The organism is Streptomyces sp. NPDC006393 (genome assembly GCF_040628575.1).
Classification (GTDB): Bacteria; Actinomycetota; Actinomycetes; order Streptomycetales; family Streptomycetaceae; genus Streptomyces.
This window is the reverse complement of sequence record NZ_JBEXZD010000005.1, coordinates 115530-134670: the sequence shown is the minus strand read 5'-3', so window position 1 is coordinate 134670 and position 19141 is coordinate 115530. Positions and strand designations below refer to the sequence as shown.

Sequence of the window (19141 nt, the reverse complement as noted above, 5' to 3'; positions counted from 1 at the left end):
GGTGCGCACGAGCGCACCCGGCCCGCTCCCGTCGGGCGGGCACGGCGGCCGCAACCAGCTGGCACCGATAACAGTCTTGATCGGGTATGGGAGTACCTACGTTGCAGCGCCGGGCGGAACGGCGGGGCCTGCGCCTGTGGCCGGTCGGCCGCGTGCTCGTCCTGTCCTTCGTAGCCGCGGTCTTGGTGGCCGCCGCGGTGTTCTACGCCGGATGGGACCTGCTCGGCGCCCGCGGGCTTAAACCCGAGCACCGCATCGACTCCAAGACGCTCTTCGACCTGGTCAAGCTGTCCTTCGGCGTGGTCGCCGGAGCCGGCGCCCTGGTCGCCCTGGTGGTGGCCTACCGGCGCCAGCGCGTCGACGAGGACGGCGCCCTGCGCGAGGCCACGCGCCTGCACACCGAACGCTTCACCACGGCCGTCTCCCAGCTCGGCGACGCGTCCCCCGCCGTGCGCCTCGGCGGGGTGCACGCCCTGGCCGGCCTCGCCGACGACGCCCCCACCCGGGCCCTGCGCCAGACGTGCATCGACGTCCTGTGCGCCTACCTGCGCCTGCCCTACGCAGCGGAGGCCGACCTCCCGGCGGGCGACACGGAGGCCCGGCACGCCTACCTGGCCCTGCGGGAAGTACGGCACACCGTCATCCGCCTCGTCCGTGACCACCTCCGTCTGGATTCTGGACATCCGCACTCCTGGCAGGGCCACGACTTCGACTTCACCGGAGTCACGTTCGACGGCGGAGACTTCTCTGGGGCCGTGTTCTCCGGCGGCACGGTCAGCTTCACGGGGGCGACGTTCTCCAACGGCGAGGTCGACTTCTTCAGGTCGACGTTCTCCGGCGGCGAGGTCAACTTCTTCGGGGCGACGTTCTCCGGCGGCACGGTCCGCTTCGGTGACGCTCAGTTCTCCGGCGGCGAGGTCAACTTCGGCAGTGCGACGTTCTCCGGCGGCGAGGTCCTCTTCATGGTGGCGACGTTCTCCGGCGGCGAGGTCAACTTCGGCAGTGCGACGTTCTCCGGCGGCGAGGTCCACTTCGGCGGGTCGACGTTCTCCGGCGGCACAGTCAGCTTCTTCGGGGCGACGCTCTCCGGTGGCGAGGTCAGCTTCACGGGGGCGACGCTCTCCGGAGGGACGGTCGGCTTCTTCGGTGTGACGTTCTCCGGCGGCGACGTCGACTTCTTCAGGTCGACGCTCTCCGGCGGCGCGGTCCACTTCGCCGGGTCGACGTTCTCCGACGGCACGGTCGACTTCCGCGGGGCCGATTTCGCCGGAGGCACGGTCGACTTCCACCAGGCCACGTTCTCCGGCAGCACGGTCCACTTCGGCGACGCTCAGATCTCCGACGGCACGGTCCACTTCACCGGAACGGTCATCTCCGGGGGCACGGTCGACTTCAGGCAAGCCGTCGGTACAGCACCGTCTGGCCTGCTTCCGCCGGATGGGTCGCCCATACCAGCCGGCCTCCTTCTGCCTCCCGCCTGGTATCCGGCTGGCTCCTGATGAGGGAGCGGCTGTCACTGACTCTGTACTGGTACATGCCGGAGTTGGCGGCGGGCGGGACTCGCTGCCGTCAGACAGATACGGCGGCTGCAACTGGTTGGACCACGAAGTTGCTGGAGCCCCACGACCAGCCGGACGGCTATCGGCGAGGATGAGCGCCATGTCCGACGAGCAACCCGACCCCATACAGGACCTGGCCCGCCGTATCAGCGAGTCCATGGCCAATAGTCCCGCCATGGAGAACTTCCGCCGCCAGATCGCAGAGTTCTCCGCCGCACAGACGGGCCCGCTGAACGAGGCGGTCCGCCGCTTCAACGCGGCCCATCAAGAGCGGTTCGCCCAGCAGTATGCACAGATCATGGCTCCGGCCCTCGAAGCCAGTACCAACCAACTCTCCCAGGCCCTCGCCTCTCTCGCTGAAAGGCTGCGGATCCGGTACGCCGACATCGACGCCGGATTCCGCCTGGACGTCTCCCGTCTGGACGTCTCCCGCCTCAACATCGACGCCGTACTCGCCTCCCCCTTCGACGCCCTGCCAGCCGAGCAACGCGAATGGGCCCGCCGCGCCGTCGACGAGGCCACCGCACACGTCGACACAGCCGAGCTGGCGGACGAAGTGTTCGACGAGATGCTCGACAGCCTCGCCGACTCCGCCCGTACCTTCGCCTCCGCCCAGCCCATCGGGCTGTCCAGGGCAGCCCAGAAGAACCCGAAACCCGCACACCGAAGCTGACGCCGGTACGGACGTTTCCGCAGGTCAGTCCAAGCGCAGCGACGCGAAGCGCAACCGGGGGCGGATCATCGCCGCTGCGCGCACGGTCTTCGGGCGCGACGGGCTGAACGCGTCGATGGCCTCGGTCGCCCGGGAGACGGGGGTGGGGATCGCCACCCTCTTCCGCCACGTCCCCCGCAAGGAGGATCTCGTCGCAGCGGTCTTCGCCGACCGCATGAAGACGTACGCGCAGGCCACCACCGAGGCCCTGGCCGACCCCGACCCGTGGCACGGCTTCACCGGCTACATCCAGGACGTCTGCGCGATGCAGGCCGCCGACCGCGGCTTCGCCGACGTCCTGACCATGAGCTTCCCCGGCGTCCCGGAACTGGAGCAGCACCACGCCCGGGCGTACGAGGGCTTCCTGGAACTCATCGGCCGCGCCCAGGACAGCGGGCAGCTGCGTGAGGACTTCACCAGCCGTGATCTCGTGCTGCTGCTGATGGCCAACGCCGGAGTCCTCAGCGCCACGGCCGATGCCGCCCCGGACGCCTGGCGCCGGCTGGTGGCATGGATGGTCCAGTCCTTCCAGGCCCCGGCCCGCGGCCCGCTGCCCGACCCGCCCGAGGACAGCGCGCTGTACGAGGCCATGCGCCGCGCCAGCCAGAGCGCCACCGCCCCCGAGGTCGGGAAGCGCCGGTCGGGGGCACGCGAACCATAGCGCTGCGGCGGCGGTATGGGTCCTGCCTGCCTACGCAACCACCTCTGACCCGCTTCGGCGCTGGGTGCCGCGGCTCGCCGAACGCCCGGCACGGGCTCGCGCCGCCTCGGCGGCATGGCGTGCCTGCTGTGCAGCGTGTTCTGTCTGTGCGGCTCGCCGGCGTGCCTGGTCCAGGTCGTTGCGCATGCGGCGCCGCAGTTCGACCGTGGCGTGGAGTTGCTGAGCCAGCTCGGTCGCGCGTTCCTCGAGGTCCCGCAGGGCAGTTTCAGCGCACTCGACCTCCGCTCGCGCTTGATCGTGCTCTTCTTCCCGTTGCCGGGCGCGCTGCTCGGCTGCTTCCGCGTCCCGCTGCACCCTGCGGTCGGTCTTGACGCCGGGGTGCTCCGGTTCCGGTGGTGGCTTTCCTGCGCGCGTTCGGCCAGGTGCGGCGGCCGACCGGGCGGATGTCTCGTTGAGCGCGCCCGTAGCTGTGCTGAAGCCGACGGGAGGGGTGAGGGCTCTGACAAGTCGGCCGGAGGCCCATTTCTCCGCTGCCGCCGGATCGGCCAGAGCCGCCTGCAGGGTCTGTTCCACCTTGCGCTGCGTGGCCTGCCCGATGGGGTGCCCGGCCTCGGCCGCCAGCAAGCGGGCCTGCTCGGAGAGCGCCGCCACGAGGGTGTGCTGCTGCCGGTGGAGGCGTCTGAGCTGGGTGCGGGCATGTTCCTGGTGAGCTTGGCGGAGGCCTTCGCCCAGGCGCAGCAGCCGGGCGGTCTGCTTTGGCTCGGAGTGGACCAGCAGGTTGCTGGCCCAGGACGACAGCGTCGGGCGCTTCAGTGCGGCGATCTGAGCAGCGAGGGCGGCTTTCCCCGTGGCGAGGGCCTCTTCCACGCGTGCGGTGCGCGCCCCGACGAACTGGGTCGGATGCAGCGTGTACAGCTCCTCAGCGACGCTGTTCAGATCCACGGCTCACCGCCGCCCTTCCCTCCCTCCTCGACTACGGCCAGCTTTGCACCATTCGCTGGGAAACTCCGCGACGGCTTGCTCAGCGTGCAGCCCACCCTTGCGGCCGTCAGTGGAACACCGCCCGGCGGACGGACCATCTCGCGGTCTGCGTGCGGGCGAGGCCGTAGGCCAGGCCCGGTGCGATCTGCTGGCGTTCCCGCCGTGTGCGCCCGCCTCCCAGCATCGCGGTCTCTCCTGCGCGGTGCGGTGCATGGCATCAGCAGAGTGTTCACCCCAATCCATTGCAACGAATCAGGCGAAGGGTGTTGCATTAGAATTTGAACCGTTGCAACGAATTCTTGGCTTCTAGGTGCAGGAACAAATATTTCGCGCAACAAGCTTGTTGCCATAATCATGAATGCAACGTAGCGTTTACTACATCAGAAACAACGGGTCGGAAGGGGCCCGCGCGATGGATGAAGGAGCGCACGATGCAGAAGTTCCACACCCCCGCCCCGGTGAGCACCGTCCTGGACATCCCCGCCGGACGCATCCAGCTCATCGCCGCCGACCGCACCGACACCACTGTCGAGGTCCGGCCCGCCAACGCCGCCAAGAGCCGCGACGTCAAGGCCGCCGAGGAGATCGAAGTCGCCTACAGCGACGGCGTCCTGCGCATCGCGGCCCCCGAGGCCAAGAACCGGGTCCAGGGACACTCCGGATCCGTCGAGATCACGGTCCAACTGCCCGCCGGCTCCCACGTCGAGGCCAAAGCGGACGCCGCCGAGCTCCGCACCGTCGGACGGCTCGGCGACGTCACCTTCGACGGCGGCTACCGCTCGGTCAAGCTCGACGAGGCCGCAAGTGCCCGCCTCACCGCCCACGACGGCGACATCACGGTCGGCCGCCTGAACGGCCCCGCGCAGATCAGCACCCACAAGGGCGACCTGAACATCACCGAGGCCGTGCGCGGCACACTCACCCTGAGCACCCAGATGGGCGACATCACCGTCGGTGCCGCCCGCGAAGTCTCCGCCTCCCTGGACGCCGGCACCACCTACGGCCGGATCCACAACGCGCTCAAGAACACCGCCGACGACGCCGCTGGCCTGACCATCCACGCCACCACCGCCCACGGCGACATCACCGCCCGCAGCCTGTAGATCCGCAGCCGGTCAAAGGGGGGACTTCTCATGACCACCTTGGCCATCGCGGCGAACGGACGGCGGAGGCCTGTGCGAGGCCGGGTCCGCGCCGACGCGACCGGCGGTCCTGCCTGGTACTTCCTCCTTTGCCGGGCAGGACGCGTCGCGCCCCAAGGCCCTGTCCTGAACGCGGCAGTCTTCGGCGATCACTGCTCCTCCTTGTCCTGCTGCAGACCGAGCAGGACCCGGCCTTGCGGTTGGGGCCAGCGTGGTGGTCGTCGGTTCCACTTAGGTGGAGCAGCGCGGGCTGGGGCGGCGAGCGCTGTGACGTGTCGGGCGTGGCTGGGGCTGAAGGGGTACCGGTACGCACGTCCCGCGGGCGGGCACCCGCGCCCCGGGTGTTGCCGGCTCCTCTCCCTCCCGCAAGTCGGCCACCCCTGGCGCGGTCTCGTGGCCGGGCTGCCAGGTGCTGGGGACCCGGACCCGCGTCCGCGTGCGGTTCACCGCAGGAGGGGCCGCGGCCATCCGGCCAGGCCGCCACGGTGCGGGGCGTTCCGTGTCGCCGCTTCCACCGAGTCGTAAAACGCATACACCCTGCGCAGCTCAGTGGCCCTGAAGACCTTCAGGATCCGCTCATCGGCGCACGTCAGGCACAGGGAGCCCTCGCGGTCACGGATCCGCTTGGTGATCGCGATGAGCATGCCCAGACCCTGGGAATCCAGGATCGGAACCGGGCACAGATCCAGAACGAAGTGGCGATGGCCCGTGCGCAGCAGCATGCTGACCGCTTCGCCGATCCTGGGGGCCGTGTGGACATCGACCTCCCCGCCGACCTCGACCACAGTCCAGCCGTTGACCGGGTAGCAGGCCAGGTCCAGACGCTCGTCGTGAAAGATGCTGTGCCGCATGGCCCGCTCCTCTCCACCAGGGGCTGCCCGGCCCGCGGGCCCGTCGCCGGCCCACCGGCCGGGCAGCGACTCTCACGAGCCGGCCTCCCGGCGACGGCGATGGGCTCCGCTCCTGACCGCGGCAGCGGGCGCCGGGGTCGGCCAGCCCGGAGGGTGTGTCTCCACTCCATGCCGAAGGCATAGATCCCGCAAACGGAGGGACTTCGGTGTGCCTCGCGCCGACCTTGCTGCCCTGATGAGGATGCGCTGGGAGGGCGCTGCCGGGGGTGAGCCGGGGGCGGGGCAGGTCGTCCTCCCCGCGCGTAGGGCCCGTCCGTAGTCAGTGGCCCATCCGGCGCTGCTCGTCGAACAGAAGCAACACCCTTACCAGACGCCACACTCCGGCCACCGCTCCGAGCAGTGCACCCCCCGCCAACACACACCTCTCTGCCGAACCAGAGAGGTCAAGGGCCAGGGCAAGAGTCCAGACGACGGCAAAGATCACCCCAGCCAGCGCGGCGGCAGTCACCAGGGCGAAGCCGATCTCCACCGTGATTGCGTCCTTTTCCCACCGCGACTCACGCCCCATGTCCATGCTGCAAGTCTCACATCGCGGTCAAGTCACCGCGCTTGCGACTGACCGTCGGTCAAGGGCGCGTCTACGGTGAGCAAAGCGACTCGCGGATTCGATCCCGCCAAGTTGATCAACGGGCGGAAGAGACACGTCGCGGTGTCTACAGGCTACTCTGGCGTTTCGTCCGGTGGCGGCGCCGATACAGGCCATGCAGGCTGAGGACGACCATCACCCCTGCCGTCAGCGGCCACCACCACGAGGCCCCGTTCTGGGCCAGTTGTATGCCCTTCCACAGCAGAGCGATCGAGATCAGCAGACCGAGCAGCCCCATGGCTACCTCGAGCGGACCGCCATCCCTGAACGGATTCTGCATGATCGGTTCCTCAACTCTGCGGGCCCGCGTGATCACGGCGTCGGCGAGTGTAGTTGTCGCCCCCATCCAACTCATCGCCCGGGTGCAGGCAGAAAAACAGGCACCCAGGTGAGACTGTGCTGCGCTGGGCGGAACGCAGTCTCACCAGCATCACCAAAGGCCTCTGTGCCCATAAGGGTTCGCTTCGCTTCGTGTGCGTCGCCGACAGGCTGCTGAAGGTCTTCCAGGTCTGTGGCTGGCTCGACGTCTACCAGTTCTACCCCTCGCTGGAGGAGGCGACGCGGCGCGCCCCCTCGGGCAGCGGCGGTCTGACGTCCTGGCCGACCCCCCTCGCGTCTCGCAGGCAGTGACTTCAGTCGGGTTCGCTCTGCCTGGTCACGATCCTGCGGCGGGGCGATCACGAGCGGACTCCCGACAGTGGCCGACGGGCGTGGTCCGTCGTTGGCTCGGTGTGGCTGCTGTGAAAGACGAGGGTCCCCGGGTGATCTGCGCCCAGCCGAGCGGCGCCTGCTGGCTGGACGACGCGGGCGGGGTTGACCGCCGGATCCGTGCGTTGTTCCGTCTGCCGAGTCGGCAGCGGCTTTCGCCCGCAGGCTCGGGTCGTGACGTGGCCGGCCGGTGGGGGCGGTTGCGGGTGGTCATGACGCCGGTGGCAGCGCTCACTGTGATCGCCGCGCTCTTGGTAGGGGTGCTCGTGTGAACCTCGGGCACCTCCCACCCCGGCCTGCACCGCCGCATGACCGGAAGATCGGTGTCGAAGACCCGCACTGGCCTGCTCAACCCCCACTGGCAGCGGTGAACCACCTGGTCAACGGGCATTCATCGGGCGATGATGGCCTCCCAATCCCGAGGGAAGGACCCACCAGATGGCCGCTGCCCCCGCTCACCCGGCTCAGCGCACCGCGGCACTGCAGAAAGCGGCAGCCATCCGCCGTGAGCGGGCAGAGGTCCTGGCCGCGCTCAAGGCCGACCGCCTCACGCTGAAGAACGTGCTCGACCGGGATGACGCCGTGGTCGGTAGGACGTAACGTCCGCCGGCTGCTGGAGGCCATGCCTGGTACAGGCAAGATCCGCGCCGGGCAGCTGATGAGCGATCTCGGCGTCTCCGACCGCCGCCGGGCCCGGGGACTCGGTGCTGCCCAGCGCGCCCGGCTGCTGGCCCTGTTCGACACCGCCCAATGACCAGCACACGCCATGGCCTTCGCAAGCGGACCCCAGCACGTGTCCACCGCGTGGGCACGGAGGTCTCTCACCTGATCCTACCCGGCTGGATGCGCGGCCAGATCACCGTGCCGATCCGCACAGCGGACCTGATGACCGCGACCGGCCTGAGCCCGAAGGAACTACCGGGCACGGGGATGACCGTCACTGCCGACCTGACGGCCGTCACGGACACCGGCGTCGACCCTCGCGAGCCGCGCCTTGCGGATGAGCGCCTGATGGAGAGCAACCTGAAAAACCTGCTGCCCCCAGGCGCGAATCAGCCCCCGGCCAGCCTCGACGCTGCAGCACACTGGGCCGTATCAGGGGCACCGTCTGACACCAGAGTTCGAACGGTCTCCGTTCCGGCAGCCGGCGCCCTGCGCCCGCTGCGTAACTCAGACGTACCGGAACTCGACGAGGACGAAGGCAGCAAGCAGTGACAGCCCAATGGCTGTGTGTCACCTCACGGATTCTCGGGCGCGGCCTGCAGCACGCGCCGCCCGGCAGGCTGTGGCACGCGGAGTTCCCTGCGGGACGGGCACTGAGCCCAGGCGGGCAGCGCCGTCGAGCACGTCCACGACATCGACGACTGGCTCGCCGCTCCGCGCGCCAGACCGCTCGTCGAGCGTAACCGCGCCGCATCAGCTCCATAGAAGGCCGGCTGGATGGTGAAATACCGTCATGTCCAGGAGGGGTGTGGGTCGCGTCGCGCGGAGCGCGCAGTTACGACGAATCGTTGCTCGTCTCAATCGGCGTGCCGAGGCGGATGCACGCCCGCCTGCCACGTCGGTGAACGGCGGCCCGGCGGACACCGAGTCGCCCGCGCGGCAGGCTGCACGAGCCGGGACGGAGATAGCGGATGCCAGAGCGGTTCCAGCTCCGGCGGAGTCCCGGTCCGGGTGGAGCCGGCTGGAGCGGGCGATATCCCTGCTGGTCAGCATCAGCACGGTGGCGGCGCTCGGCTTCACCGCCGTCACGATCCACCAGGCCGGGGAGGAGCAGAAGCTGACCCGGGACGAGCAGGTGACCAACCGCTACAACGCGGCGGTGACCAACCTCGGGGACAATTCCGAGGAGGTCCGGTTGGGTGGCCTGTACGCCTTGGAGCGCATCGCCAAGGACTCTCCGCGCGACGCCCCCACCGTCGTGCAAGTGATCTCCGCCTACGTCCGCAGCCACGCCGTCTTGTCCAAGAACGCCCCCGAGCCTCCGGCCCATCCCGCCAGCGACGTGGCGGCAGCCCTGGCCATCCTCGTCACTCCCCTCGCGAAGGACACGCCCATAGATTTGAACGGCGCGGAGTTGAGCGGAGCGAACCTGCGCGGCGCGGACCTGCACGGTGCGAACCTCGTCGAGACCGATCTGAACGGCGCAGACCTGAGCCAAGCGAACCTCAGCGGCGCAAACCTGGATGCCTCGGGCTCGAACGGCGCGGACTTTCACGGCGCAGACCTGCACGGCGCGAAAGTGAGCGCCAACTTGAGCGGTTCGAACCTGCGCAATGTGAACTTGAGCAACGCGGACCTGACGCTGGCGGACCTGGAACTAGCGGACCTCACCCACGCGGATCTGTCTCACGCGATCCTGAAGAACGCGAATGTGAAAGGCGCGACTCTCGAATACGCCACTCTGAAGGGCGCGGATCTGGAAGGTGCGAACCTGAAAGCCTCAGAGGGCGCCTCGCCTAAGCGATGACCGGCAGGCGCTGCCGGCGTCACACCTTCGCGTCCGGCGCGTCCCCACGGCCGCACCTCCCGTCTGTCGTCAAACGTTGGCAAGCTCAAGCGGTCAACGCGTCACCGCTGTTCAAGAGGTCAGCGTAGACCTCTGCTGGAGTGCGGTCCCCATGGGTCTTGCGCGGACGATGGTTGAGCTCATGAGCGATGGCGTCCAGGTCGGTCTGGCTGAACATGCGGAGGTCCGCTCCCTTGGGGAGGTATTGCCGAAGCAGCCGGTTGGTGTTCTCGTTGGTGCCGCGCTGCCACGGGCTCCGCGGCTTGCAGAGATGGATCGGCATCCCTGTCTTGGCGGCGATGGTCTGGTGATCGGCCATCTCCCGGCCCCGGTCCCAGGTCAGCGTCCGCCGCAGTTGGGGCGGGATGCTGAGGAGACTCCGAGTAAGGTGCGGAGTGACCTGCTCGGCCTTGATGCCGTCCGGCAGCGCAATGATGGCTGTGTAGCGGCTGGTGCGCTCGACGAGCGTGGCGACGGCCGAGGGCCGGGTGCCCATCACGAGGTCGCCCTCCCAGTGGCCCGGGACCTTGCGGCCCTCTACCTCGGCGGGGCGGGCAGTGATGGACACCATGCCGCGGATGACGCCCCGCCCGGTGGGCCGACGGGCGATCTTCGGGCGGCGCATGGGCCTGGCTGACCGCAGCCGCTGGGTGAGGCTGCGGTCGATCGCCTGGCGCCGACGAGGGTCGTAGAGCGAGAGGTAGATCGCTTCGTGCGAGATCTGCATGGAGGCGTCACCAGGAAACTGGCGTCGCAGCCATCCCGCGATCTGCTCGGGTGACCAGCACAGGGCCAGCTTGGCCGCCACCAGGGCGCGCAGGGCGGGCCGTTGGGCGAGCTTGGCCTGCTTGGGCCGGCGCCCACGCGCGTAGGCGGCCGCATCGGCGGACGCGGCACGATAGCGGTCCCGGCCGCCGTTGCGGGCAATCTCGCGGGAGACGGTCGAAGGCGATCTGCCCAGGCGCCGGGCCAACTGCCGGGCTGATTCTCCAGCAGCGATGCCGCGGGATATCTCTTCGCGCTCGCCGCCGGTCAAATGCCGATCGGAGCGCTGTTGCGGGGCGAGGCGGACGCCGCCGCTCTGGTACAGGAACTGGCGGACGCGGTGCATCGGTGCCCCGAGCGCCCGCCCAATCAAGCTGAACGACTGCCCTTCGCGCCAGCGTCTCCAAACCTCGTCCTGCTGAGCCGACGAGAACCCGTAGTCATGCACCTGTGCCTCCACGATTACATGGTCATCCGTGGGCGGTGCGTTGATCACTTGAGGGTGCCAAGGTTTTATGAAGGAATCGGCGGACGGTGGGGCCCCGCGGTCTCACCGACCGGACCTCGGCGGACCGCGGGGAGGCTTCTTGCCTCCGCGGGGGTCAGGGGCGCAGGAGCGCCTTGATGGCGCGGCGTTCGTCCATGGCTTGGTAGCCCTCGGCGGCCTGGTCGAGGGGCAGGGTGAGGTCGAAGACGCGGCCGGGGTTGATCCGTCCGGTCATGACGCGGTCGATGAGGTCGGGCAGGAAGCGGCGTACAGGGGCGGGGCCGCCCTGGACGGTGACGTGGGAGTAGAACAGGGCGGCGCCGTCGATCTGGACGCCGTGGGGGACACCGGCGATGCCGATCCCGCCGCCGGGGCGGGTGGCGTTCAGGGCCTGCAGGGTGGACTGCTCGGTGCCGACGCATTCCAGTACGCGGTCGGCGCCGATCCCGCCGGTCATCTCCTTGATCCGGGCCGCGCCCTCGGCGCCGCGTTCGGTGACGATGTCGGTGGCGCCGAACTCGCGGGCCAGTTGCTGGCGGCTCTCGTGGCGGGACATGGCGATGATGCGTTCGGCGCCGAGCTCCCGGGCGGCCAGGACAGAGCAGAGGCCGACGGCCCCGTCACCGACGACGGCGACGGTGTCGCCGCGCTGCACGCCGGCGGCAACGGCAGCCCACCAGCCGGTCCCCATCACGTCGGAGCAGGCCAGCAGGTCGGGCACCTGCGCGTCGGAGGGCAGGTCGGGGGTGGCGACGAGGGTGCCGTCCGCCCATGGGATGCGGACGTACTCGGCCTGGCAGCCGCCGACGAACTCACGGTTCAGGCAGTTGCTGGGGTAGCCGTTTTGGCAGTTGGGGCAGGTGCCGTCGCTGGCGAAGAACGAGCCGACGACGAACTGGCCTGGCCGCACTGTGGTGACCTGGTCGCCGACTTCTTCGACGATGCCGACGTATTCGTGCCCGGTGGGGGCGGGATCCTTGGCGGGGTTGATGCCGCGGTAGTCCCACAGGTCGGAGCCGCACACACAGGTGGCGAACGTGCGGATCGCGGCGTCGGTGGGCTTGAGGATCTTGGGGGTGTCGCGCTCTTCGACGCGGACGTCGCCCGGTCCGTAGAGGATGGCTGCACGCATGGCGTGTGCTCCTTGTTGATGTTCTGGGTGGTTCACAGGGGGATCAGAGATCGCGAGTACGGGGGCCGACGTATTCGGCGTCGGTGACGTGGTCGAGCCAGGTGACGTCGTCGCCTTCCCACAGCGCGATGTGGGTCATGAAGTGGTCGGGGGCGGAGCCGTGCCAGTGTTCCTCGCCCGGTGGCGTCCAGATGACCTGGCCGGGGTGGGCTTCGAGGATCTTTCCTCCGCGGGACTGGATCAGAGCGATGCCCTCGACGATATAGAGGGTCTGGCCGACGCCGTGGGAGTGCCAGGCGGTGCGGGCGCCGGGCGCGAAGTGCACCGCGTTCGCCCGCGCCTTCGACGGCTGCTCGCCGCGGTAGATGACATCGGCCCAGGCGTCGCCGGTGAGATGGGCCTCCGGCAGCTTGCGGGAGGCGGGCCGCTTGAGCAGTTTCATGAGATCGCTCCTGTTATGAGGGTCCACGCGGGTGCGTGGCGCGGTTGGTCGGGTGTGCCGGCCGGGTGGGTCAGCCGTGGAAGAGGTCCTTGGCCACGGCCATGGCGGACATGGCGTGGGGCCAGCCGGTGTAGAAGGCGAGGTGGGTGATGGCCTCGATCAGTTCGGCCTCGCTGACGCCGTTGTCCTTGGCCCGGCCCAGGTGGTGGCGCAGCTGTTCGGTGCTGCCGCTGGTGACCAGGCTCGCCACCGTGATCAGGGAGCGGTCGCGGGCCGCGAGGTCGGGGCGCTCCCATACCTCGCCGAACAGGACGTCGTCGGTGAAGTGCACCAGTTGCGGGGCGAAGTCGCCGAACATCCGGGAGGCACCGGAGGGCTGCTGGTCAGACATGGTGGTTTCCCTTTCTGCCGCGCCCGTTACTGGACGGTGTAGCCGCCGTCGACGGCCATGGCGTGGCCGATGACGAAGCTGGCCTTGTCGCTGGCCAGCCACAGCACGGCCTCGGCGATCTCTTCGGGGTGGCCCAGGCGGCCGATGGGCTGCTGGGCCAGCAGGGCGTCCATCGCCTCGGCGTCGGCGGCGGTCATCCGCTCGACCATGGGGGTGGCGATGATGCCGGGGCACACGGCGTTGATGCGGATGCCGCGGGCGGCGTACTCCAGGGCGGCACTCTTGGTCAATCCGATGACCCCGTGCTTGGAGGCGTGATAGGCGCCTAAAGTGTGTCGTCAAATGATCTTGAATGGTGGATCATGGTCGGGTGATACGTCGCCATGAACTGTCCGACGCCGAATGGGAGTTCGTTCGGCCGTTGCTGCCCGTGTCGTCGCGTGGGCGCAAGCGTCTGGACGACCGCAGGGTCCTCAACGGGATCGTGTGGAAGTTCCGTACAGGCACGGCCTGGCGGGACGTGCCCGAGCGGTACGGGCCGTGGGCCACGCTGCACACCCGTTTTCGCCGGTGGGCGGCGGACGGCACATCCGAGCGGATGCTCCGCGCCGCCCAGTCCCGCGCGGACGCCGCCGGGGACATCGACTGGCTGGTGTCGGTCGACTCCACGATCGTCCGCGCCCACCAGCATGCCGCCGGCTCCCGAAAAGGGGGCTCCGCAACCCGGCCCTCGGACGCTCCCGAGGCGGCCTGACCAGCAAGATTCACCTGGCCTGCGACGGCGCCGGCCGCCCGCTCGCCTTCACCGTCACAGGCGGCAACACCAACGACTGCACCCAGTTCACCGCCCTGATGGAGGCGATCCGGGTGCCCAGGATGGGTCCGGGACGGCCGCGGGTGCGGCCCTCGCACCTCCTGGGCGACAAGGGCTACAGCTCCAGGGCGATCCGCAGCTGGCTGCGTCGGCGCGGGATCAGCCACACCATTCCCGAGCGAGCCGACCAGGTCCGCAACCGGCTGAACCGCGGCAGCCGTGGCGGACGGCCCCCGGCCTTCGACCGCGACGCCTACAAGCGGCGCAACGTGGTGGAACGGTGCTTCAACAAGCTGAAGCACTGGCGCGGCATCGCCACCCGGTACGACAAGACTACCGAGTCCTACCAAGCAGCAGTCACCCTCGCAGCCCTGCTGATGTGGGCGTGACATTTGACGACAGAACCTAGCCCGCCGGAGGCTTGTCGATCCGATCCGTGGGGTTCTTGGGCCGCTTGTTCGGCCGGTAGCTGGGCCCGTTCATGATGACCTGGTGGCCGGCGTTGATGAGCCGGTCCAGGAGCGACTCGGCGACGACGGGGTTGGGGAAGAGCGGATACCAGTCGCTGGGTGCCCGGTTGCTGGTGATGATCAAGGACCGGCCTGACCGTTCGGAGACGAGTTCGTAGAGGTCATCGGCCTGGGACGCGGTCAGCTGGCGCATGGCGAAGTCGTCGAGGATGAGCACGTCGGGCCGGATGAGTGCGCGCATGCGCTTGTACCAGGTGCAGTCCGCGTGGCCGTCGGCGAGCTCGGCCAGGATGCGGCTGGTCTTGGCGAAGCGGACGTTGGCGCCCTGGCGGATGGCTTGGTGGCCGAGGGCCTGGGCGACGTGTGTCTTCCCGACGCCGACCGGGCCGAACAGAATGATGGACTCGCCGGAGTGGAGCCAGCGCAGGGCCGCGAGGTCACGGATCTGGGCGGCCGGCAGCTTCGGGGAGGCGTTGAAGCCGAAGCCCTCCAGGGTGGCCTGCTGTTCGAACTTCGCTCTGCGCACGCGCCGTTCGAGGGCGACGGACTCGCGGCGGGTGATCTCGTCCTGGCAAAGAACCTGGAGAAAGTCGAGGTGTCCCAGTTCGCCCTTCTGGGCCTGCGTGAGACGGGCGTCGAGCGTTTCCAGTATCCCGGACAGCCGCAGGGTCCTGAGCGAGTCGCGCAGGGCGGTGGCCAGCACGCTCATCGGACGGCCTCCCCGGCGTCACCGCGGTCCTGGTCGTCGTGAACATCGCCCGGGGCCTGGGTGGGGATGTCCGTGGCGAACAGGCTCTCGGGGCCGTGCAGGAAGGCAGCGGCCCCGGCGTCGCCGGTCTCCGGCTCCGGATCGGTCTCGGTGCCGGCGACCAGGATTCCCTTGACCGTCCGGTAGGACGGGTCGCCGACCGCGACCGCCTTCCTACAGGCGGCTTCCAGCCGCGTGTCGCCGTACTTCTTACGCAGTCCGAGGACCCCTTGGGCTGCGCGGAGCCGGTAGAGCGCGTTGACTTCCAGCAACTGGTCGATTACCTCCCGGCAGGCGTCCCCGACCTGTGAGGCTTGGCCGCGGCAGCAGATCGGCGTCCGCATCTGGAAGGCGATCTTCTCGGGGGGAGTCGTTCTTGTCGGTGCGTTTGCCATGCTCCAGGGCGGCATGGGTCTTGACAAGCGCCCCCTCGTGGAAGATCTGGACCATGGTGGCGGTGGAGCGGACATCGACCCGGCGGCCGATGAGCATCCAGGGCACCGAGTAGAGCGTACGGCCGACCTTGACGTGAATATCCGGCCCGACCAGGGCAGTTGACCATCTCGCCAGCACGAACCGTGTCTCGGGCAGAGGGAGGAGGGCCTCGGCTTCCACCGCCTCGAACACCGACAACGGCTTCGCGCCGCCCAGCGGCCGGCACTGCCGCTGGCCCGCGACGTTCGTTGCCCAGAGCAGGGCCTCGGCCTGCATGTGCTCCAGCGAGGTGAACTGGCGCCCGCTCCAGAACGAGTCGCGGACATAGGGCATAGGCCGCTCGACGCGGGGCTTGTCCTTCGGCTTCGATGCGCGGGTAGGATCCACCAACGTCCCGTAGTAGTAGGCGAGTTCGGCGTACGACTCGTTGATCTGCGGGTCGTAGAGGTCCGGCTTGTCCACCCCGGTCTTCAGGTTGTCCGGCACCAGCCGGCGCGGGACACCGCCGAAGTAGCGGAAGGCTTCCGCATGCGCGAGAGTCCAGGCGTGCTGGTCCATGTGGACGACCGGGCGGACGAACATGTGCCGCGAGCGCCGCGGTCGACGATGCTTGCGGAGCGTCTGCCCGTTTGCCCACGTCGTAGCGGCTCGCGGGCTTGCTCAGTAGTCTCACGGCATGGTCTCGGACACAGTCGCCGTCGGCATTCTTACCTTCATCGGTACCGGGTTAGCCACGGTCGCTGGGCTGTGGCAGTGGCAACGAGCTCAGGCGCGCGACACACGGGCGAGCTTTCGTGCCCAGCGGGTGGAGGCGCTGAGGGAGGTATGGGAGGCGTTGTCTGCTCTTGAGGAAGCCCAGCGCACGTCGATCGCTCGCCGAGACCCCTCTGCCGCGCCTGGGGCGAGCAGGGTGACGCAGGTCAATCTGCTCCTTCTCCGCCGGTCCCCCTTCCTCCGCCCGGAGGAGCAGGAGTGGGCACAGGCTTTTGCGCAGCACATCATAGAAATCGACACGTTGATCCGGGCGGAACGGAATGGCCACCCTGATCGAACTTGGTGGGTAGACTCCAGGGCTCAGCCCGACTCAACGCATGTTGCAGCTACCGCCGCGCACCAACTCAGCATTCTGCGAACCAAGTTGGGCGAGCGTTACGCGGCAGTCGTGCGAGGAGACAGCGAATGAGCACGCGTGGCCGGCTGCCCCGACGGCCGCTTACTGGCTCTAACAAAAGCGGCTGATCATGAGTCTCTCGGCCTGCTGTCTCGTAGGTCTGGTTGTGGGGAACCGTCAGTCGCGGCCGTGGATCGTGTCAGACGAACTGTGGTCGCTGGTCGAGCCGTTACTGCCGAAGCCAGGTCCGAAGAAGGTCGAGGGCAGACCGCGGGTGCCGGACCGCCAGGCCCTGTGCGGGATCCTCTTCGTTCTGCACACCGGCATCCAGTGGGAGTACCTGCCGCAGGAACTCGGCTTCGGCTCGGGCATGACCTGCTGGCGGCGCCTTGCGGTCTGGAACGAGGCCGGCGTCTGACCAGCTCCACCAGCTGCTGCTGAACAAGCTGCGGTCGAAGAACCAGCTGCGATTTCAGCCCAGAGCCGGTCCTCGGCCGCGCGGGCTGCGAGCCGGGCTCGTGCTTCGCTTTCGCGGCGGGCCTTCTCCATGACGGGTGTGATCCCTTGGCTGCGGAGCTTCAGCGCGTTCTCAAGGCCGCCGAGTCCCAGGAGTCTGATCCATTCCAGGGCCTCGTTCGGCTCGGTGATGTCTGATGCTGCCCATCGGTGCCGTAGGCGACTGCAGCGTCGCGCCGGACGAGGATCGCCTCGCTGGCGAAGCGGGTCACGGCGGTCAGCACAGTGTTCTTCGGCCGCCGCGCTCGACCGGCGCGTCGTCCTCGACGTTGGTAGGCGGACAGGTCACCGAGGTCGAGCCCTTCACGCCGGGCTATGTCGCCGGCAGTAGCGGCCCCGGCTAGGCTGGCGGCAAGAGCCGAAACAGGGGGGTGGGCGGTCTGTGGCCGGCGAGTTCGACGCGCATGAGCGGCGGATGTGGGCGGGGGCGGCCGAGGCATACGCGGGGAGCTTCGCGGCCCTGTGCGGAGCGACGGCCGAGGCTCTGCTGGACGCGGCCGAGGTCGGTGCCGGGACGCGAGTGCTGGACGTTGGAACCGGGCCGGGCACGGTCGCGGCGGCGGCGATGGCCCGGCGCGCCGTGGTCGTGGCAGTGGACGCCGAGCCGGGCATGGTGGCGCTGGCGGCCGCGAACGCCCCCGGGGCGGACGTCCGGCATGCGGTGCTTCCCGAGCTCCCCTTCTCGGACGACTCATTCGACGCCGTGGTGGCCAACTTCGTGGTCAACCATGTGGAGGACCCGCGGGCGGCGCTGATCGAACTGCGCCGGGTGGTCCGTCCGGGTGGGCAGCTCGCGGTGACGATCTGGCACGGCACAAGCAACGAGGCGATGTCCTTGTTCGACCTGGCGCTGGACGAGGCCGGTGTGGAGGGCCCGGTGTTCCCGACCCCGCTGGTGGACTTCGCCCGGACCGCTGAGGGCCTTCGTGGGCTGCTGGTGCAGGCGGGGTGGGCGGAGGTCGTCAGCGGTGAGCTTGCCTGGACGCATCGGGAGGATCCGGAGGTCTGGTGGTCCGGACCGGCCGGTGGGGTGGCCAGCAGGGGTCTGGTGGTGACTGGGCAGACGCCCGAGATGTTCGCCCGGATCAAGTCCGCCTACGACCGGTTGGTGGCCGAACGAGTGGCGGAAGACGGTTTGATCGACCTTCCCGCCGTGGCGCTGCTGGCATCCGGCCGGTGCCCCTGACCATCTGCATCGGGCCTCGGCCGTGGTTCTCGTGTATGCCGGGGCACCGTGGCGGCCATCGTCCACTACACAGAGCGGCAAGTCACGCGTGTACTGATCGGGAATTGATGAGTCCCGTTCGAGCGTATCTGGGCTCTTGGGCATCACAATGATGAACTCGATCAACTACTTCACGCGTTAACGCTCGCCAGCCAGGGGACACACTCGGTTGGTGGGAAGAGGCTGTGTTCAACCTCGGCCGCCTTCGTAGCGACCGCCAGCTGGCAGTTGCTCCTCGCTGGCGTCGAAACCCTGCTGGGCCGCGCGCTGACAGGCCATCACAGTCTGTTGTTCGCCTCTCCTATCGCCGGCGCTCTGATCATGAGACTTCTCGACGACGGCCGAACCCTGACCCTCTGACGGCCTAGTCTCGTACTGGCTGTCCTGGTTACCGCCGCGCATCGATGCCCAGCCCGGCGCCGTGGTCCACTGGACCAGCCGGGTGGTGCCGTCGTGCGGCCATCGCCTCTTCGTGATCGTCGCTGACGAGCAGCTGATCAGGGAGCTGCAGGAACGCTGTCTGCACCCGGAGCAGGTGGGTTTCGGGGTGGGTTTCCTCGAAGCGGTCCAGGACCTTCTGGTGGCGGCCGGCCTCGAAGTCCCGGCGGGGTGGCCGGTCTCCTCGTCGTCGATGTCTATGCAGAGGTTGCCGTCCAGAGTCCACGGACCCCGCTGCTGGGGCAGGTGCTGATCGAGTAAGACGATGGTCTCAGCTCGCTCACCTGCGGGGAACACGAAAACGCTGCGCATGTGATGGAGCGTAGGTGGTGCGGCTTCGCGGCGACTACGGATATTCAGAGCTGGTGCGGATCGGCCGATGTAGTGCGGACGGTGAT

At 68.8% G+C, this 19141-nt stretch carries 18 protein-coding genes and 6 pseudogenes; 12 read left to right on the top strand and 12 right to left on the bottom strand.

Annotated elements, in window-relative coordinates; genetic code table 11:
• Positions 1-86: 86 nt before the first annotated feature.
• The 3 genes from ABZ484_RS04425 (at position 87) to ABZ484_RS04415 (ending at position 2932) form a co-directional block, all read left to right on the top strand.
• Positions 87-1499 carry a pentapeptide repeat-containing protein gene (locus tag ABZ484_RS04425; RefSeq protein ID WP_358864386.1) on the top strand — a complete coding sequence of 471 codons (1413 nt, stop codon included), beginning with the start codon at positions 87-89 and terminating at the stop codon, positions 1497-1499.
• A 160-nt stretch (positions 1500-1659) separates the two neighbouring features.
• Positions 1660-2232, top strand: coding sequence for a hypothetical protein (locus tag ABZ484_RS04420; RefSeq protein WP_358864407.1), 573 nt, complete (start codon positions 1660-1662; stop codon positions 2230-2232).
• 64 nt (positions 2233-2296) lie between these two features.
• Positions 2297-2932 carry a TetR/AcrR family transcriptional regulator gene (locus ABZ484_RS04415; RefSeq protein WP_358864406.1) on the top strand — a complete coding sequence of 212 codons (636 nt, stop codon included), beginning with the start codon at positions 2297-2299 and terminating at the stop codon, positions 2930-2932.
• Positions 2933-2962: 30 nt separating this feature from the next.
• Here the strand turns inward: ABZ484_RS04415 and ABZ484_RS04410 are convergent, their stop codons facing one another.
• Positions 2963-3874: a hypothetical protein gene (locus ABZ484_RS04410; protein WP_358864385.1), complete on the bottom strand. Its 912-nt coding sequence runs from the start codon at positions 3872-3874 to the stop codon at positions 2963-2965.
• A gap of 470 nt (positions 3875-4344) precedes the next feature.
• On the opposite strand from ABZ484_RS04410, the gene ABZ484_RS04405 reads away from it, so the two are divergent.
• Positions 4345-5016, top strand: a complete 672-nt coding sequence (locus tag ABZ484_RS04405; RefSeq protein WP_358864384.1) for a DUF4097 family beta strand repeat-containing protein — start codon at positions 4345-4347, stop codon at positions 5014-5016.
• 482 nt (positions 5017-5498) lie between these two features.
• On the opposite strand, the gene ABZ484_RS04400 is transcribed toward ABZ484_RS04405, so the two are convergent.
• A complete protein-coding gene (locus ABZ484_RS04400) occupies positions 5499-5906 on the bottom strand; it encodes an STAS domain-containing protein (protein WP_358864383.1) in 408 nt (135 codons plus the stop codon).
• Positions 5907-6225: 319 nt separating this feature from the next.
• Complete coding sequence (locus ABZ484_RS04395) at positions 6226-6480, bottom strand: DUF6332 family protein (protein ID WP_358864382.1); 255 nt, start codon at positions 6478-6480, stop codon at positions 6226-6228.
• A 48-nt stretch (positions 6481-6528) separates the two neighbouring features.
• Here ABZ484_RS04395 and ABZ484_RS04390 point away from each other — a divergent pair.
• Positions 6529-6624, top strand: a pseudogene (locus ABZ484_RS04390) (IS5/IS1182 family transposase); the annotation flags it as partial.
• On the opposite strand, the gene ABZ484_RS04385 reads toward ABZ484_RS04390, so the two are convergent.
• On the bottom strand, positions 6620-6832 hold the full coding sequence (locus tag ABZ484_RS04385; RefSeq protein WP_358864381.1) for a hypothetical protein: 213 nt from the start codon (positions 6830-6832) through the stop codon (positions 6620-6622). The pseudogene ABZ484_RS04390 and the gene ABZ484_RS04385 sit on opposite strands and share 5 nt — an antisense overlap.
• Positions 6833-7023: 191 nt before the next feature.
• Here ABZ484_RS04385 and ABZ484_RS04380 point away from each other — a divergent pair, with 191 nt between their 5' ends.
• The 4 genes and pseudogenes from ABZ484_RS04380 to ABZ484_RS04365 all read left to right on the top strand — a co-directional run bounded on the left by ABZ484_RS04380 (position 7024) and on the right by ABZ484_RS04365 (position 9730).
• Complete coding sequence (locus ABZ484_RS04380) at positions 7024-7182, top strand: hypothetical protein (protein WP_358864380.1); 159 nt, start codon at positions 7024-7026, stop codon at positions 7180-7182.
• Between the two features lie 516 nt (positions 7183-7698).
• Positions 7699-8014, top strand: a pseudogene (mihF, locus tag ABZ484_RS04375) (integration host factor, actinobacterial type).
• A gap of 89 nt (positions 8015-8103) precedes the next feature.
• Complete coding sequence (locus ABZ484_RS04370) at positions 8104-8475, top strand: hypothetical protein (RefSeq protein WP_358864379.1); 372 nt, start codon at positions 8104-8106, stop codon at positions 8473-8475.
• A gap of 508 nt (positions 8476-8983) precedes the next feature.
• Positions 8984-9730, top strand: a complete 747-nt coding sequence (locus tag ABZ484_RS04365) for a pentapeptide repeat-containing protein (RefSeq protein ID WP_358864378.1) — start codon at positions 8984-8986, stop codon at positions 9728-9730.
• Positions 9731-9815: 85 nt separating this feature from the next.
• Here the strand turns inward: ABZ484_RS04365 and ABZ484_RS04360 are convergent, their stop codons facing one another.
• From ABZ484_RS04360 to ABZ484_RS04340, 5 genes and pseudogenes are all read right to left on the bottom strand, one after another.
• Entirely contained in the window at positions 9816-10994 is a 1179-nt protein-coding gene (locus tag ABZ484_RS04360; RefSeq protein ID WP_358864377.1) for an IS30 family transposase, read from the bottom strand.
• Between the two features lie 142 nt (positions 10995-11136).
• Positions 11137-12153 (bottom strand): zinc-dependent alcohol dehydrogenase family protein, encoded by a 1017-nt coding sequence (locus tag ABZ484_RS04355; RefSeq protein WP_358864376.1) that lies wholly within the window; start codon positions 12151-12153, stop codon positions 11137-11139.
• 43 nt (positions 12154-12196) lie between these two features.
• Positions 12197-12595 carry a cupin domain-containing protein gene (locus ABZ484_RS04350; protein ID WP_358864375.1) on the bottom strand — a complete coding sequence of 133 codons (399 nt, stop codon included), beginning with the start codon at positions 12593-12595 and terminating at the stop codon, positions 12197-12199.
• Positions 12596-12665: 70 nt separating this feature from the next.
• Positions 12666-12986, bottom strand: a complete 321-nt coding sequence (locus ABZ484_RS04345; RefSeq protein WP_358864374.1) for a carboxymuconolactone decarboxylase family protein — start codon at positions 12984-12986, stop codon at positions 12666-12668.
• Between the two features lie 26 nt (positions 12987-13012).
• Positions 13013-13303 (bottom strand): annotated as a pseudogene (locus tag ABZ484_RS04340) (SDR family oxidoreductase); the annotation flags it as partial.
• 56 nt (positions 13304-13359) lie between these two features.
• Between ABZ484_RS04340 and ABZ484_RS04335 the strand changes: the two are divergent.
• Positions 13360-14189: pseudogene (locus ABZ484_RS04335) on the top strand (IS5 family transposase).
• A 16-nt stretch (positions 14190-14205) separates the two neighbouring features.
• On the opposite strand, the gene istB reads toward ABZ484_RS04335, so the two are convergent.
• Together istB and ABZ484_RS04325 are read right to left on the bottom strand one after the other, a co-directional pair.
• Positions 14206-14979, bottom strand: coding sequence for an IS21-like element helper ATPase IstB (gene istB, locus ABZ484_RS04330; RefSeq protein ID WP_358864373.1), 774 nt, complete (start codon positions 14977-14979; stop codon positions 14206-14208).
• Positions 14976-16044 (bottom strand): annotated as a pseudogene (locus tag ABZ484_RS04325) (IS21 family transposase); the annotation flags it as partial. The gene istB and the pseudogene ABZ484_RS04325, both read right to left, overlap by 4 nt.
• Before the next feature lie 650 nt (positions 16045-16694).
• Here ABZ484_RS04325 and ABZ484_RS04320 point away from each other — a divergent pair.
• A pseudogene (locus ABZ484_RS04320) lies at positions 16695-17016 on the top strand (transposase); the annotation flags it as partial.
• A 479-nt stretch (positions 17017-17495) separates the two neighbouring features.
• Complete coding sequence (locus ABZ484_RS04315; protein WP_358864405.1) at positions 17496-18266, top strand: class I SAM-dependent methyltransferase; 771 nt, start codon at positions 17496-17498, stop codon at positions 18264-18266.
• A 228-nt stretch (positions 18267-18494) separates the two neighbouring features.
• Here the strand turns inward: ABZ484_RS04315 and ABZ484_RS04310 are convergent, their stop codons facing one another.
• Positions 18495-19055, bottom strand: a complete 561-nt coding sequence (locus ABZ484_RS04310; protein ID WP_358864372.1) for a hypothetical protein — start codon at positions 19053-19055, stop codon at positions 18495-18497.
• Positions 19056-19141: the final 86 nt, after the last annotated feature.

Bases quoted from the DNA above. Each gene is read 5' to 3' on its own strand.
- ABZ484_RS04425 (WP_358864386.1), top strand. From the start codon at position 87: ATGGGAGTACCTACGTTGCAGCGCCGGGCGGAACGGCGGGGCCTGCGC.
- ABZ484_RS04420 (WP_358864407.1), top strand. From the start codon at position 1,660: ATGTCCGACGAGCAACCCGACCCCATACAGGACCTGGCCCGCCGTATC.
- ABZ484_RS04405 (WP_358864384.1), top strand. From the start codon at position 4,345: ATGCAGAAGTTCCACACCCCCGCCCCGGTGAGCACCGTCCTGGACATC.
- ABZ484_RS04400 (WP_358864383.1), bottom strand. From the start codon at position 5,906: ATGCGGCACAGCATCTTTCACGACGAGCGTCTGGACCTGGCCTGCTAC.
- ABZ484_RS04395 (WP_358864382.1), bottom strand. From the start codon at position 6,480: ATGGACATGGGGCGTGAGTCGCGGTGGGAAAAGGACGCAATCACGGTG.
- ABZ484_RS04385 (WP_358864381.1), bottom strand. From the start codon at position 6,832: ATGCAGAATCCGTTCAGGGATGGCGGTCCGCTCGAGGTAGCCATGGGG.
- ABZ484_RS04370 (WP_358864379.1), top strand. From the start codon at position 8,104: ATGCGCGGCCAGATCACCGTGCCGATCCGCACAGCGGACCTGATGACC.
- ABZ484_RS04355 (WP_358864376.1), bottom strand. From the start codon at position 12,153: ATGCGTGCAGCCATCCTCTACGGACCGGGCGACGTCCGCGTCGAAGAG.
- ABZ484_RS04350 (WP_358864375.1), bottom strand. From the start codon at position 12,595: ATGAAACTGCTCAAGCGGCCCGCCTCCCGCAAGCTGCCGGAGGCCCAT.
- ABZ484_RS04345 (WP_358864374.1), bottom strand. From the start codon at position 12,986: ATGTCTGACCAGCAGCCCTCCGGTGCCTCCCGGATGTTCGGCGACTTC.
- istB (WP_358864373.1), bottom strand. From the start codon at position 14,979: ATGAGCGTGCTGGCCACCGCCCTGCGCGACTCGCTCAGGACCCTGCGG.
- ABZ484_RS04315 (WP_358864405.1), top strand. From the start codon at position 17,496: ATGTGGGCGGGGGCGGCCGAGGCATACGCGGGGAGCTTCGCGGCCCTG.
- ABZ484_RS04310 (WP_358864372.1), bottom strand. From the start codon at position 19,055: ATGCGCAGCGTTTTCGTGTTCCCCGCAGGTGAGCGAGCTGAGACCATC.